10 protein-coding genes are annotated in these 14,939 nt (G+C 47.5%); 2 read left to right on the top strand and 8 right to left on the bottom strand.

Annotation, left to right across the window (positions count from 1 at the left end):
* Positions 1-204: 204 nt before the first annotated feature.
* On the bottom strand, positions 205-1,068 hold the full coding sequence (locus BN8899_RS18680; RefSeq protein ID WP_169503544.1) for a helix-turn-helix domain-containing protein: 864 nt from the start codon (positions 1,066-1,068) through the stop codon (positions 205-207).
* Between the two features lie 619 nt (positions 1,069-1,687).
* Between BN8899_RS18680 and BN8899_RS18675 the strand changes: the two genes are divergently transcribed.
* The gene (locus BN8899_RS18675; protein WP_018335990.1) at positions 1,688-2,047 is read left to right on the top strand and encodes a NifB/NifX family molybdenum-iron cluster-binding protein; all 360 of its coding nucleotides are present in this window, start codon (positions 1,688-1,690) and stop codon (positions 2,045-2,047) included.
* Positions 2,048-2,199: 152 nt separating this feature from the next.
* Here BN8899_RS18675 and BN8899_RS18670 read toward each other — a convergent pair whose 3' ends face one another.
* The 6 genes from BN8899_RS18670 to BN8899_RS18645 form a co-directional block, all read right to left on the bottom strand.
* Complete coding sequence (locus BN8899_RS18670; protein ID WP_065220499.1) at positions 2,200-3,471, bottom strand: hemolysin family protein; 1,272 nt, start codon at positions 3,469-3,471, stop codon at positions 2,200-2,202.
* Positions 3,472-3,473: 2 nt separating this feature from the next.
* On the bottom strand, positions 3,474-5,747 hold the full coding sequence (locus tag BN8899_RS18665; protein ID WP_065220498.1) for a cation:proton antiporter: 2,274 nt from the start codon (positions 5,745-5,747) through the stop codon (positions 3,474-3,476).
* 21 nt (positions 5,748-5,768) lie between these two features.
* A complete protein-coding gene (locus BN8899_RS18660; protein WP_065220497.1) occupies positions 5,769-8,705 on the bottom strand; it encodes a calcium-translocating P-type ATPase, PMCA-type in 2,937 nt (978 codons plus the stop codon).
* A 1-nt stretch (position 8,706) separates the two neighbouring features.
* Positions 8,707-9,342, bottom strand: a complete 636-nt coding sequence (locus tag BN8899_RS18655) for a DedA family protein (RefSeq protein ID WP_065220496.1) — start codon at positions 9,340-9,342, stop codon at positions 8,707-8,709.
* Positions 9,343-9,408: 66 nt separating this feature from the next.
* Positions 9,409-9,804 (bottom strand): hypothetical protein, encoded by a 396-nt coding sequence (locus BN8899_RS18650; RefSeq protein WP_018335995.1) that lies wholly within the window; start codon positions 9,802-9,804, stop codon positions 9,409-9,411.
* 93 nt (positions 9,805-9,897) lie between these two features.
* Positions 9,898-10,464: a GrpB family protein gene (locus BN8899_RS18645; protein WP_065220495.1), complete on the bottom strand. Its 567-nt coding sequence runs from the start codon at positions 10,462-10,464 to the stop codon at positions 9,898-9,900.
* Positions 10,465-10,776: 312 nt separating this feature from the next.
* Between BN8899_RS18645 and BN8899_RS18640 the strand changes: the two genes are divergently transcribed.
* On the top strand, positions 10,777-11,391 hold the full coding sequence (locus tag BN8899_RS18640; protein ID WP_018335997.1) for a MarC family protein: 615 nt from the start codon (positions 10,777-10,779) through the stop codon (positions 11,389-11,391).
* Positions 11,392-11,480: 89 nt separating this feature from the next.
* On the opposite strand, the gene BN8899_RS18635 is transcribed toward BN8899_RS18640, so the two are convergent.
* Positions 11,481-14,495 (bottom strand): hypothetical protein, encoded by a 3,015-nt coding sequence (locus BN8899_RS18635; RefSeq protein WP_065220494.1) that lies wholly within the window; start codon positions 14,493-14,495, stop codon positions 11,481-11,483.
* Positions 14,496-14,939: the final 444 nt, after the last annotated feature.

Raw genomic sequence — 14,939 nt, 5'->3', positions numbered from 1 at the left:
TTACTAAAATGTCCCTCCATAATACTTCAAATTCCCGATCTTTTTTGTCGAATGCTTCATGCTATTTGTTGTACTTCGACTTTTTGCTTCCGGTTTCGGGAAACTCCCGGAAGGAACCTTACCCTTAATAATTTGTCAAAAATACGCTATGAGTATTAATTAACGATTATCAATATTTCCCTTTTTGTTTGCAATTTTCTCCATTTATATAATGCTAGCCCTAATGTTACTAGGGGTTTTGCCTAATTCTTTTTTGCAAAATTTCGTGAATTGTGCAATGGTGCTGAACTCGTTTTCGAAAGCGATCTGCTTGAAAGGCTTTCTAGTAGAGGTTATTTCGGCATGAATTATCTTGGCTCTTCCCGCTTTCATCCACTGGTAGGGCGTTTCACCGAAGATGTCCACGAACTTTTTGGCAAATTGTTTTGTCGATAGGTTCATGGCATCTGCTATTTCCTTTACTGTCCGGAAACGTTGACTGTTAAGTCGCACGTATTCCGAGAATATCGTGTCTTTTGTCAGTATTTGTTGAAAGAAATCGTGAATTTCCTCTTTCGAGTAGTAGGTACGCAAGAGTAAAAAGAATTCCTTGATCTTTAACTCAAAATAGTAATTACCGTCGATCCCGTCCCTGAGGCAATTGTTGATCCCATCCAGGAAATGCCACAAGTGCGAGTTGATCTGTAACATATTTAGCTTCTTCATCCGGGATTTGCAATTTTTACCTGAAGCGATAGTTTTTAAATCAAATAGTTTTTCCACGGGATAATTGTCACATAACTTCAAAGGACCATGTAACCTGAACACCATAACAATAGCATTCACGGGTGCCCGATAGAAGTAACGTCCGCCGACAGGCAGGAATAGGATGTATCCTTTCTTGCTCTCGTGTTCGTGGAAATCCCCAAAAATGAATTTCAGGCGTCCTTCCATGAAGAATGCCACTTCATTGTGATGAAGTTCAAGACATCCTGTCGCTCCTTTCGGAATACGAACCATCTCTACCTGTGGCGAATTCGAGTTGTTCATTGTATGACAACTCGGATATTCTATTATTCCCTTGTTCATACCAGTCATAATTATCTGTTGTTTCTTTAAAATTTTGGCACAACAATCCCTGTTCACGAACATTTGTTGTTAAAATCCTACAAGCGTAATTTCCAAAAACTGTTAATTGTTACTTGTTTGTCTTTTAGCCATCCTGTACGTTAAATTATTCTCAAATGAATTTGCTATATTTGAATATTAATTTACCTCTACTGCATTTTAATGTTTTGGTGTGTATTTTACTTCCATTTTGTCCCTCCTTTCCGAAGTAAAAACATCACGTTTTTTAATTTCTTTCTCTTTTAAATTCATCCCGTGAAGCTGCCTTTTTGAAAGCATTTATGCGGTGTAATTATCTTCCCAATACAAAGTTATAAATAATAATGAATATCGCAATACATTGTATGGAATGAGAAAATTGGTAATCAGATAGTTGCGAATACAGTGTTATTTTTATAAAAAAATGTATCTTGATTCGAATAGAATAAATATACAGTTTCGATTATTGATACAATTCCGGGTTAGGAGGGAAGAAAATGCTTTTTCCTTGTTTTAAATAAAAAAGCACTACCTTTGCTCCATATATGATAAAAGGTGATTTTTTTCAGTAGAACAATTATAAAAAGAGAGGAATTAAACCATGAAGATTGCTGTACCAACGAGAGATAATATGGTAGACGACCATTTCGGACATTGCGAGTATTATACTTTATTTACTACCGACGATGCGAAGAACATCACGGGGGTAGAAACTTTGCCATCCCCGCAAGGTTGTGGCTGTAAATCAGATATTGCAGCCGTGTTGCGTGAAAAAGGGGTTTCCGTTATGCTTGCCGGGAGCATGGGCGACGGCGCTTTGAATAAATTGAGCGAGCAAGGCATAAAAGTCCTTCGCGGCTGCAAAGGCGACGTGCGGAAAGTCACAGAAGGATACCTCAAAGGATTCTTGCTCGATTCGGGGGTTGCTTGCCATCACGAGTGCGGGGAGCACAAGGAATAAATTTAAGTGTTAAAACGTTTTGTAGTATTTATAGATTATTCTATATTTGAAAAGTTTTAAATAGCAAGTCGTTTTTATACAAAAGATACCATAAAGACCAATAATGTTGCAAGGTGTTGATGGTGTGAGAGTAAGGAACTTGATTCAAGTCCTTACTCTTTATTTATTTTAACGAGTACCTTGTCGATTCGGGCACCGTCCATATCGACGATTTCCAGCTCAAAATTGTACCATACCAGTTTTTCTCCCGTGCGAGGGATGTGTTCCAGAATTTTTAAGATCAACCCGCTGAGCGTGTTGTAATAATGGTTCGTGTAGAGGAATTCCATGTCGAAATAAGCAAGAAAATCGTAGAACGGGCATTGACCGTCAACAAGATAAGTGCCGTTGTCACGTCGTATGATGTCTGGCTCCTCGCCAATCTCGGGTACGTCGCCAATCAAGGCTTTCACGATGTCTTTCAACGTGACGATTCCCTCGATGCTCCCGAATTCATCCGTCACTAGCCCGTACTTGAGATGTCCTTGTTTCAAGTGTTCCAGGGCATTGTACACGCTTTGGTTCTGTGGGAAGTATTGCGGGGGACGTACAAGTGCTTTCAGGTTGAAGTTCGGGGCGTCGATCTTGCCGAAAAGGTCTTTCAAAAAGACAACCCCGACAATGTTATCCAGTTTGGTGTCCGACACGGGGTAAATTGTGTGCAAGTGCGTGTGAACGGTTTCACGAATTTTATCATTGGAGTCCGTGATGTCAAGCCACACGAGATCGCTGCGGTGGGTCATGATAGAAGCAATATCCCTGTCACCGAGGTTGAAGACGCGTTCCACGATATCCTGTTCTACTTCTTGAATCTCACCTTCCGCGGTACTCTCCTGAATGATAGCCTTGATTTCTTCCTCGGTGATCTTGTTGTCATTCATTTTATTTAAACCCAAAATCCGCATCATGAGCGAGGTACTTGCTGAAAGCAACCACACGAAGGGAGAAGCTATCCGGGAGAGTATATCCATGGGGGCGGCGATGATCTTTGCCATGCGCTCGGCTGCCACCATACCGATGCGCTTGGGCACCAGTTCCCCGAAAATAAGGGTGAGATAAGTCACCACGATCACGATGATCGTTTTGGAAATAAGCAGGGCGTGGGGTTGCAATGGCTCTATTTTTTCTACCCACACGGCAAGGTCGCCAGCGAGAGCCTGCCCCGAGTAAAGACCAGTCAGTATACCGATCAGAGTGATACCGATCTGGATCGTCGACAAGAAACGATCCGGTTCATTGGCGAGTTTCAATGCTCGCCGGGCGGATTTATTGCCCGTTCTGGCTTCCGTTTCCAGACGGGATTTACGTGCCGATACCATGGCGATTTCCGACATGGCAAGTACTCCGTTTAATAAGATAAGCCCTATGATAATGAAAAATTCCATATTTAATTGTTTGTGTTTTCTACATTAATTTGAGGTCGTATAATCAGAAGCGAAGGCAGTTTGGCAAACGTGTTCTGATCTTTCGATAATTTTTGGCAAGTGGCGTAGCTTAAAACCAGCAGGCTTTCTTTTTCCCCGACGAGGGGATTGGTTGCCAAAGGTTCGTCCAGAATAAATTTAGCGGGATCCCGTTGCACAAAATCTTTTGTAATCCGGGTGAGTACAGATTCATTCGGGTGCTCGTTGATAAAGCAGATCCGGATAGTCATACTTTCTTCACCTAGCCGGGTTTGTGCGTAAGTGAAGAGGAAAAGATCTGCTTCATTGTCCACCAGCAACAGGATGTAGGATGCATGCGTGAATCCCCGGTTGACAAAGATACCCACGGAGCAATCCACATGCTCCATGATAGATTCCAGTTTCTGTCTTAGCAGCGTGCCCGGCAAATGCAGCGGGTGGTTTTTTAGTTGTTTCAGCCAGCGGGAAACCGTCGTGAACTTCTTCCCGAATGTTCCCGCCGGAACGTCGTTCCCCATCATAAATTGTTGCCCGGCACCCAGGAAAAGGTAATCCACATTTTCCTTCCGGGCTATTTTCACCATTTCGGGGATAAGGTGGTCTGTTACCTGATAGCGTTCCTGCACTTGTAGTTGCAATTGTTGCGCTTCTTCCCGCAAGGGAATGAAACTCTCCTGTTCGTACTCGTCCGCTTTTGCCGGGTTGAGGTCTGTGCCCAGCGTGAAGTGGTTTCCGATGATCTCGCTGGATTGCAAGCGGTGTCCCAACATCAAGTCGGCTATATTCAACAAGGTTCTTCCCGTTTCCGGTCGACCGAAAGAGAGCAACACTTTCTCCCGGTGTCCCCGGCTTTCCTTCTTTTTCGCGAATACCCGTTCGACGAGCGATAGCATCGGGGTTGCCATGAACGTGGTTAGCAGCGACATCAGCAGCAACACGACAAACATCTCCGAGGTGAGGATACCCATCTCGAACCCGATGTTGAGTGCCACGAGTTGCATCAGTCCCCGCGTATTCATCAGCGTTCCCACGATAAGGCTGTCTTTCCAACTTTCACCGACGGCACGGGCGGCAAGTGTACATCCCCCGAACTTCCCGGCTATGGCTACTACAATGAACAGCCCGCAGACGTACCACAATTCGGGCGTGTTAATCAAACCGATCTCCGTGTGCAAGCCCGAGAAGGCAAAGAACAGCGGAAGGAAGAACACGAGTGCGATGTCTTCTACTTTTTCCATCATCACTTTGCGAAACCCAATATTCGTGGGCATCACCACCCCGGCGATAAAAGCACCGAAAAGAGCGTGAATGCCTATAATCTCTGTCGTTACCGACGACAAAACAAGGATGATGAAAATGAACCCCACGAAAGCTTTGTTGATGACTTCCGAATATGCGTAGGTTTCCCCGATCTTTCGCAGGAAAGGACGCATCACGAGGAACATGAAGGTGATATAGACCAGCGTTAAACCGATGGTGTAGAGGGCGCTGATGAAAGACCCGGCTTTGGCGAGGGCGATGACAATAGCCAGCAGGCACCATGCCGTCACGTCGTCGTTGGCTGCCGAGGCGATGGAAAGCATCCCCACGGAAGTTTTCGTCATGTTGCGTTCCTGCACGATGCGTGCCAGCACGGGGAATGCAGTGATACTCATGCATATCCCGATGAAAAGGGCGAAGGGCAGGAATTCTGTTTGTCCGGAAGCGTAATCCTCGTATACCCAGATAGCCGCCACCACACCCAAGAAAAAGGGCACGACGATGCCGGCATGGCTGATGACGAGCGTTTCGTTCAATTTGTTCTTTAATACACTGAAGTCCAGTTCCAAACCGATCACGAACATGAATAGTATCAACCCGATCTGGCTGAGCAGGTTGAGGTTGTCCAACGACTCGGCGGGAAACAGGTTTGCCGAGAATTCCGGGAAGAAGTATCCCAACAGGGAAGGACCGAGGACTATACCCGCCACGATCTCACCCATAACGCCCGGTTGCCCGAGGTATTTGAAAAGAAAGGAAAATAACCGGACCGTGAGCAAAATCACGATAATTTGTAGCAACAAAATAGTCAGTGAATTTGTCATGTTGTCGGCGACGATGTTGGCAAATAGCTCGAATGCCCCGATATTCGGGTTCATCGTGCCGTTTCTTGTCTGGTGGTCAAACCGCTCGCCCGAACAGAGGGCAAGGTAGATCAACACCCCGAACACGGTAATCATCCCGAGATATATCCAGTAGTTTGTCCTGTTTCTTTTCATGGTTAATTAGTTTATATTTCCTCATTTCCCATCTTTCCTCCTTTTTATTGCCCTGAATATTTCGCCTACCCAGAGCACGAGTGAAGTGGATGCCGTGATCCATATCCATTCCGTCCACGAGAGGGGAACTGTCCGGAACACGCTGCCCCCGAAGTTTACCACGAGGATTTGTCCCACGACAATGGCAAGCCCGACGGCGAGGAATCCTTCGCTCTTGAAGAGGTTCTTGAAGGCAGATTCGTTCGTGCCGAAGGTTTTAGCGTTAAACATATTCCAGAACTGCAACATCACGAACACCGTGAAGAATATCGTCAGGTTGTCCAGCCCTTCCGGCGTGGAAGCGTCGATGCCTCCCGCGTAGTGTGAAAGCACGTAGAGCAATCCCAGCAAGATGCCGACGAAGAGGATACCCGTGGCGAGAATCAGCGTCCTCATTTGGGGCACGATGATAAACGCGTTCGAATCTCTTGGTTTCCGTTTCATCACGTCCGGGCTGGGCGGAAGGGAAGCGAGAGCCCCGGCGGCAAAGGTATCCATGATCAGGTTGACCCACAACATTTGCGTCACCGTGATCGGCAATTCGGAGCCGAACAGGGAACCTACCAGCACGATGATTAGGGCTGCCACGTTGATGGTCAGCTGGAACAGCACGAACCGTTGTATGTTCTGGTACACGGAACGTCCCCACATGACGGCAGAGGTGATGCTGCTGAACGAATCGTCGAGCAGGGTAATGTCACTCGCCTCCTTGGCTACCGATGTACCGCTACCCATGGACAATCCCACGTGGGCGTGGTTAAGGGCGGGGGCGTCGTTTGTCCCGTCGCCGGTGACTGCCACGATTTGTTTCTTCTGTTGTAATAGTTGTACTAACCGTTGTTTGTCTAGCGGGCGAGCTCGTGACATGATTTTCAGGTCGAGCACCCTGTCGAGGGCTTCCTCGTCAGTCAGAGCGGCAAATTCCACCCCGGTAATCAAATTGCGTTCCGTGTCTTTTTCCGTCCACAGCCCGATTTGCCGCCCGATCTCTTTAGCCGTTCCGGGCGTGTCGCCCGTTACCATCTTGACTTGGATACCTGCGTCGAAACAGCGGTGCACGGCGTCCGGCACGTCCGGGCGGATGGGGTCGGATATGGCAACGATGCCGAGGAAGGTCAATTCCGTGTTATACAAGCGCCCGTCCTTGAAGTGCGATTCGTTGTCCTCTATGATCTGGTAAGCAAACCCGAGGGTACGCATGGCTTGATTCTGGTATTCCAGCAATTGTTTTTCGATTGTTGGTTGCTGGGAGGCGAGGGGCACGGGGGTGCCGTCCACGATCACATCCTTGCAGTGACCAAACAGGATTTCAGAGGCACCCTTGACGTATAGTACCTTTTTCCCCAGCGCGGGCGATTGCACGAGGGTCGCCATGTATTTGCGTTCGGTGGAGAAGGTCAGTTGCTCTACCACCGTGACGCTTTCCCGCGCTTCCGCGTAGCTGATCCCTTGGTCGTTCAGCCACAGTAACAATGCCGCCTCGGTAGGATTGCCGAGCGTCTTCACCCTTTCCGGGTCACTGAAGTCCAAGAAGGCGGTCGTGTTCATCGCGATACCTTCCGCCAGAATCTTAGAATATTCATTATCGGATAATTGCCCGTCCTGCAACCCGTAGAAATTGGTCTGGTAGACGGTCATTTGATTCTGAGTCAGCGTGCCTGTTTTGTCCGTGCAGATCACGGTTGTGGCGCCCATCGTTTCGCAAGCGTGCATTTTTCGCACGAGGTTGTGCGATTTCAACATCTTCCGCATACTCAGCGCGAGGCTTAGGGTAACGCTCATGGGCAGACCTTCCGGCACGGTCACCACGATCAGCGTGACGGAAGCCATAAAGGCTGAAAGTATCTTTTTCCCCAACCCGAGGGGTATCCACGCGTGCGGGTCCCAGGGTTTTACACCGAATGCCAGACCGATGGCGAGCATAACGGCTAACGCCACCAACCCGTAGAGAATCCAGCGTCCCCAGTTTCCTTCCCCGACAGCACGGGGGAGAGGTTTGTCTTTCCCTTGTAGCGCGTAAACGTCATATACCACGGGCATCCATACTTTGGTCAGCATGATGACAGCCGCAATGATAACGGCACCGATCAACCCTAGTTGCCCCAACCCGGGGGTGGGGTAAACCGGGTTGAAGAACAATCCTTTTATAAACAGTATCGTGAACATCAAGGCGGCTCCGCAGAAGCCGATGATCCCGATAAACTTGGCAAGTGATTCGAGTTGCGTGTCAAGCGGGGTAGGTTCCTCGCTCTTCTCGGACGATTTCTCCGCCACCCGCCCGAATTCGGTAGCGTCACCGACGGCGAGCACTTGCATCACCCCGTGACCGTCAGCCACGGTGGTACCCCGCATCACGTGGTTGGAGGGGTAGGTGGCTTCCATGCTGAATTCCGATTCGATCGTGGTCTTGTTGGCGATCGGTTCTCCCGTGAGGCTCGATTCGTTGACCTGCAACGAGAGCGCTTCCAGCAGTACCCCGTCAGCGGGAATCTCTTCGCCTTGCTCGAGGATCACGATGTCGTCGACCACAATGTCCTTCTTGGGCACCTCGTGCACGTTGCTGTTGCGGATGACTTTTATCAGCGTGTCGTCATTGACTTGGTTCAGCACGTCGAATTTCTTGTTGGCGTCCCACACGAACCACGTGGCAACGCCCGTTGCCAGCAGGATGGCTATGGCGATACCGATGGTTTCGGCTATCTCGACAATGCCTTCCGAGAAATACATTGCCGCGGCAATTCCCCCGGAGAGAAATACCGCTACCATTAATATACGAATAACCGGGTCTTCGAAATTCCCGATAAATACCTGCCACAAGGAGTCCCTTTTCGGGGGAGTCAGCACGTTTGCCCCGTGCTTTTCACGACTTTCCTGTACTTGTTTATCGGAGAGTCCCGTGTAGTGTTTGCGTGATTCCATTTTATGATTTTGTGTTTGATTTGTTTTTTTTACGAATATTCTTCAAAATAAGATACCCGAAAAAGCAAAAACCTACGATTAACATTGCGACAGATATTTCCGTGAAATACCTTTCCAGTAGCTCTTTTCGGGTGTATAAAAAATAGCCGGCAGTAGCGAGAACCAAGTTCCATATGCCACTTCCCGCTGCCGTGTAAAATATAAAACTGTTTAACGGCATTTTTACAATCCCTGCCGGGAGGGAGATAAAACTCCTTACCCCGGGAGTCAATCGCCCGATGAAGGTGGAACTTTTGCCGTATTTCAAGAAATATTGTTCGGATTTCTCTATTTTTTCTTTGCTTAGCCCGCATATCTTCCCCCAGCGTGATTCCGCCAGAGTGTAAATAAATTTCCGCCCGAGCGTGTAGGCTAACACATAATTAGCTAGTGCGCCGAGCACCGAGCCGATGGTGCTGAATACAACAACCAGAATGAAACTGAGCTCCCCGTTTGCAGCTTTCCAGGCTGCCGGGGGCACGATTAGTTCCGCGGGAAAAGGGATGATGGAACTCTCAATGGTCATACAGACGAGAACGCTCCAGTAGTTCACGTTATGCATATACCAATCGAGAATGGATTGAAGCCAATCGACCATATTATTATTTCAGTTTACAATATCTTATATTCAATTAATTATACGTTGCAGCAAGTATAATTCCCGTCATAACAAGAGTTCCTTTAGCGAGTAGATATAGAAACCTTGGCTATGACGAATGGTCAAATATTGAATAAAATGTTTTGTGTTTGCAAGGGATGCCAACTTGGGCGGTTTGTTTTTCAATTCGCTGGCGTGGTTCCGGAAATACACGTTCGTTTTCGTAGTTTTGTTCAACCCGAAACGCCGCCCGTGGGTTGTAGTGATCCCCTCGTCTGCTCCCAATTGATGAAAAAATCCGGGATGGGAGTGAAGGTCCGCGTGGTTTTCCGGGATGGAAAGTTGTTCGTTCGGGCTGTACATGGTAGTTTCTCCCTCGGTCATTGCCTCTCGCAGTCCGGTGACAATGAAGAATAAAGAAAAGAGAAAGATAGGTATGTATAGCAAAAACAGCCTTTTCATTACGATGTAATTTTCAGTCCCAAAAGTAATATAATTTATTAAAACTATAAAGGCTTTTCTTTCTTTTCACGTTTAAAGCCTGTTCCCGTACTTTTACCCCATTTCGTCGCGAGCCAAAGAGGTGGTGCGGCGGATAAAGTCCGTCTTGGCATTCGTGTAGGCATCTCGGTCGTGTTTGTACTTGACGGCGAGTTGCTGTTTCAATTCACCGTAGGTTTTTGCTGCCGCCGGGTGGGTTAGCAGGTAATCCCTGAAATAGAGTTCGTCCCAGTCGCCCGGGTAGCGCACGTGCAGGTGGATGACTTGCCCCCGGAACCCTTGCGGCGTGTATCCTTTCATGAACATGAGGTGGGGAGCCGGTTTTGACGGCTGTTTATCACAAATATACCCCGTGGCGACTAGTGTGGCGATAAGTTTTTGGATGTCCGTGCCGGGACGGATTTCCAGTAAAATGTCTATCGTCGGTTTGGCAATCAGACCGGGCACGACAGTACTCCCGATGTGGTTGATGCGAGTAATGTTTTCTTGCCCGATGGTGTCGCGGATGAGTTTCTGTTCTTTCCGGTACTCTTCTTGCCATTTGTCTTGGTGTTCGCTCAATAGGATCGGGAATAGCGCCCAGCGTTCCTCGTCAGTCATGTCTTGAAGTGATTTAGTCATGGGGTTGTGTATATCTTTGTTTGTCGTGTAAAAATAATGAAATAAGGGAAATGATACGTGGGGCGTGTTTTTCGTGTACGTTAAAAAAGTATATTTTTCGTAAAAACGTGGGCGAAGAGTGGGCGAACAGTAGGCGATGAGTGGGCAATGCCGCCTAAAAGCCGCCTAAAAGCCACCTAAAAGTCGCCCGACAATATAGATAAAGTATTGTTTATTCCCCGTTCAAGGGTACGGAAATCTTGTTGGCAGATTTAATTGATAAGTCCTTTTAATCGCGTACTTTTGCGATAGAATAAGTAAAATACACAGGTCATGACAGTAAAAATGATATTAGGATGTATCGTGGCTCTTTTGGCGTTAGTAAACCCGGTACAGAAAGTATTAATAGTAACCTCTTTGCAGGAGAGATTCTCGTTGAAGGAATTGCGCTATATTTCTATAAAGTCGACCATCACGGCTGCGGCGATCCTGATATTTTTCCTTTTCCTCGGGGAGATCACGTTTAACTATGTCTTCCATGTTGAGCTGTATTCTTTCCAGATTACTTGCGGTGCCGTGTTGATGTACAACGGGTTGTCCGGTCTGTTGAAGGGATTCTTCTTGAAAGTGGACGAGCATATCAAGTTGGCTGACCTGACCACCGTGCCTATTGCCATTCCCATGATAGCGGGACCCGCCACGATCACGGCTGCCGTTACTTTCCCCGTGCAGTACGGGAGGGAGATTACCATCATATCCATATTGCTGGCGCTTGCCGTGAATCTTTTCTTTATGCTGCAAGCTCGCCGTATCGGAAACTTTCTGATTAAGTATAATTTCATGAATCCCCTGATTCGCATTATCGGTTTAATCGTCGCCACGATCGGGTTGCAGATGATATTCGACGGGATCACCTTGTTTATAAAATCTTTGACTGCAGGAGTGTAGATCGATGATGTGATTTAGTGATTGCCGATTCTATGATTAAGGAATCGGCAATCACTAAATTTATTCGCTTTAAATTTTAGACTTTTAGTTTAGTTGGAGATTTCTGCCACGCAACGTACCGCTTGTGCAAAACCTTGGTATGAAACCCTGAAATTCATGGAATTGTACGCGGATTCGAATGACCAAGCACCGTAACGAACTCTCCGGTCATTCGGAGCTACGGTTAATTCACTTCTCGTGTATGCCGGACTAGCGCTGGCAGACCAATAATAGCCGGTACTGCCCGGACTTTCCAACTTCCCGGTAATGTTATTTAGACGCCCGGTAGCGGGGAAAAAGACCGAAGCGTAAGTTGTGGGATTGAAATACAATACCCCTTGGTAGCCAACCTGACTGTTGTCTATCGATACGCCGTAATTGCCACTTGAAGGTTCTTTGATCGGTCGTCTGTCGAAGAATCCGTCCGAATAAAAAGTAAAGGTCGTGTTTCTCAACTGCTTGCGGGCGATACCACTTGTGCCGTAGGGATACGTTCCCGGACCGGTTTTCGTTCCCACCACGTTGTCGTACACGGTTTTATAATCCGCGCTTGAAGCGGCATTACCCGCGAAGGGTACATTAAATAAAGAAACCCTGAACTCGGAATATTCCACGTCTGTTAAATGATTTATACCGGGAGTACTGGCGGCGGGCAAATAGTCATAATACCCGTTGTAAGATATTTGATTGGTATATCCATCGGTTGGACGGCGGTAGCCCGTGGGGCAAATCTCGAATGTATTTTTGTATACGGCTATTCCGGTTGCCCCGTCCCACATGATGGGGAACTCGGGGTAATCCCACGGGAAGCCTGTTACAAGAAACGAGCGGCTCGGGTTGAAGCCTCTCCGGTAATAATTAGTCATACCGGTTATCGTGCCGTTTAAATCGACAGCCCATTGGAAAAGTGCTCCTGCTTGCGACGGGAAATCGACAAAGCGAGCTCCCTTGATACCCACGTTCTCGTAATCCGGATCTGTGTACCCGGATAACTTGGTCGTGGTTAGGTTATAAGGCGCAAACTTAGCCGCTTTTCGGCGTGTATTCGATGAGGTAAGGCGCATATCCGACCGGACTTGTGCCGTAATATCCGTGTTGCCGTTCCATCCGTTGTGCACGACATCCGGAATGGGATCGGTGGACGTGTATATGTACGCGGGTGCTTCGCCTTGGCGGACGTAAATCCTCATGGTGGTTTGCCAGCCTCCGGGATAATATGTCAGATCGACATACCCGAACTTGGGTGTGGAAGTTTCACTGGGCACGTAATTGGCGCTCTCCTTGACGCCGATGCGGAAATAGATGCGCCCGTTGATATTCTTGATTTCTTTACCATCTTTCTCTACCCTGTATTGATTAGGGATCACTTGATAGTGTTCGGCATCTCCGGGGTATTCGGTGCCGACCGCGGGGTCGAAACTAGGCGTGGCACTTACTACAAGCCAATCTTGAAAGGCATCGGGAATCTTTACTGACCACGGACGATCCACGGCGTGTTGCCCGGTGATGATGCGTTCGCCTTTCTGGTCGTGCTTGAAGAATACGGCGTTAAATAACCCGTGCTGGTTTGCCGTGGGGTTATGCACGAACCGTAATCCGGTCTGCGTTACCGTGACAGTGATCGTTCTTTGCAACGGGTTTTTACCGTTAGCCTCTTCAGCCGACAGGATCAGCGTGTATTTGCCGCTCATGTTCTCGGTTCTGTCGTGCGGGGTACCCGATATTCGGTTGGTGCCGTCAATCAGCAAGTCCATATAGCCGCTACCCGTGGTCGGGTCGAATTCAAACCGGTAAGGATTGGGGTTATTGGCGTCCACGGTCAGGCAGTTGAATACCTCGTTGGTGGGACGTTCGGCTGCTTCTCCTTCTTTTTGCACGGTGGCAAGGACTTTGACTACCGGCATATTCGACCAGAAAGAGATTCTGACCCCGTTCTGGTCGGTCATCTTGACGTCGGTTTGCGACACGTTGAGTTTGCGGATACCCGCTATTTCCCATTCTTCCTCGATCCGGGTCCACGGCGCAGGCTTGATGTTCACTTCAAGCGGTTCTTGTATGTTCCCGATCAATTCGAGCCGGGCGTTGGCAGGCAGCCTGTAATCCGGGTCGGACAGAATTTTTAATTTGCACGACGGGCTATATTTATTGATTAAATTCACCGTGAAAATTACCGCGTTTCCTTCAGCCGATTTGGTGGTGAAGAAACTGGAAGGTATGATTACTTTTTTTACTTTCACTGCCCACACGAAGCCATTTGCCTTGTCGGCTGCCGAGAGAAGGGTGGGGTCTACGTCGAAATAGTCGGCATTGTCCGCCATCGTGAACTTGCGTTCCACGCTTCTGGTTATAGCCGTTCCGTTGTATGTTTGGGTAGGATCGTCATATACCCATGTTCCCGCGGGATGGTCACTGGGTAAGCCATGCACGAGCGGCACCCTGTCCGGGAGGTTCGTGAAAGCGATACCATCAAATTCACTGTTGTTGTCAATACCCCAGTCAATCTTTGATTTAAGCACGACATCGACACGGGCGGCAAGTCGCCGGAGTCCTATCGTTAGTTCCGAATTTATGTTGCCGCCGATCTCGAATTTCCCGTCGGTCAATATTTTTACCGCGTTATTTTCCGCGATCATCGGGATAATTTTGTCCGAGTTGAAATATTCCGCCGGGAAGGAGATGGATTTTATTCCGTCGTAATCGGCAATGTTGTCGAGAATCGCCTTGATGCCCGTGTTAGGGGGCTCATTGGCTAAAAAGATAAAGTTATACTCGCCTTGGTCGATAGGGTGGCGCAGCGTGTTCTCGGATAACGCGGAACCGTAGTACAGAACGTTGCTCTCGAGTGTCCCGTCCGTTTTGAACGCGATAATACGAAGTGTTTCGACTTTGCTGTCTATTCCGTCGCCCGGGAAGCTTCCCTCGTAACTACGGGAGTTGATACCTGAAAATGTTATAAATCCTTCCTGTGTGTCATTTTGCAATTTTTCGTCAATACAAGACATGAATAACAAAACGATGGCAAAAAACGGCAAGCGTGAATAGTGTTTCAATCCGTTGATAAGCATATATACTCCTAATTTTTCATCCTACAATATTACCTCCCCGGGTATAGCATTCCCCCTCTCTGTTCTATGCTAAAAGACCCGTCCATCCATTTTTCCTGCATTCTCTTTTGCAGGTCGTGTTTCAGATGGTAAATATCATTAAATTAGCGTGAACAAAAAATTATAATTGTTTCTAATAGAAGTAGCCAAGCGGGTGAGATGAGACTAATAATAAAACCGGGATAAATAATTTCTTGAAAATAGATAAATCACTGGCTTTTGAGAGATGATTTTTTGTTATTCAGTGCGAATGAATATTCATGTTTCGTTAAATGAAAAAATAGATAAAAGAAATACTTTACCAATTAACATCTTTGAGCAAGACAGAAACACACAGGGGTAATGCGACAGTAGTAAGTCCACGTGATTATTAATTTTGTCTTGTTGTCAAGAGGTACACCAAGA

The sequence above is a fragment of the Butyricimonas sp. Marseille-P2440 genome, assembly GCF_900091675.1.
In the GTDB taxonomy this organism is placed as follows: Bacteria; Bacteroidota; Bacteroidia; order Bacteroidales; family Marinifilaceae; genus Butyricimonas; species Butyricimonas synergistica.
Note: the sequence above shows the minus strand (reverse complement) of the source record. Positions and strands in the feature narration are given on the sequence as shown.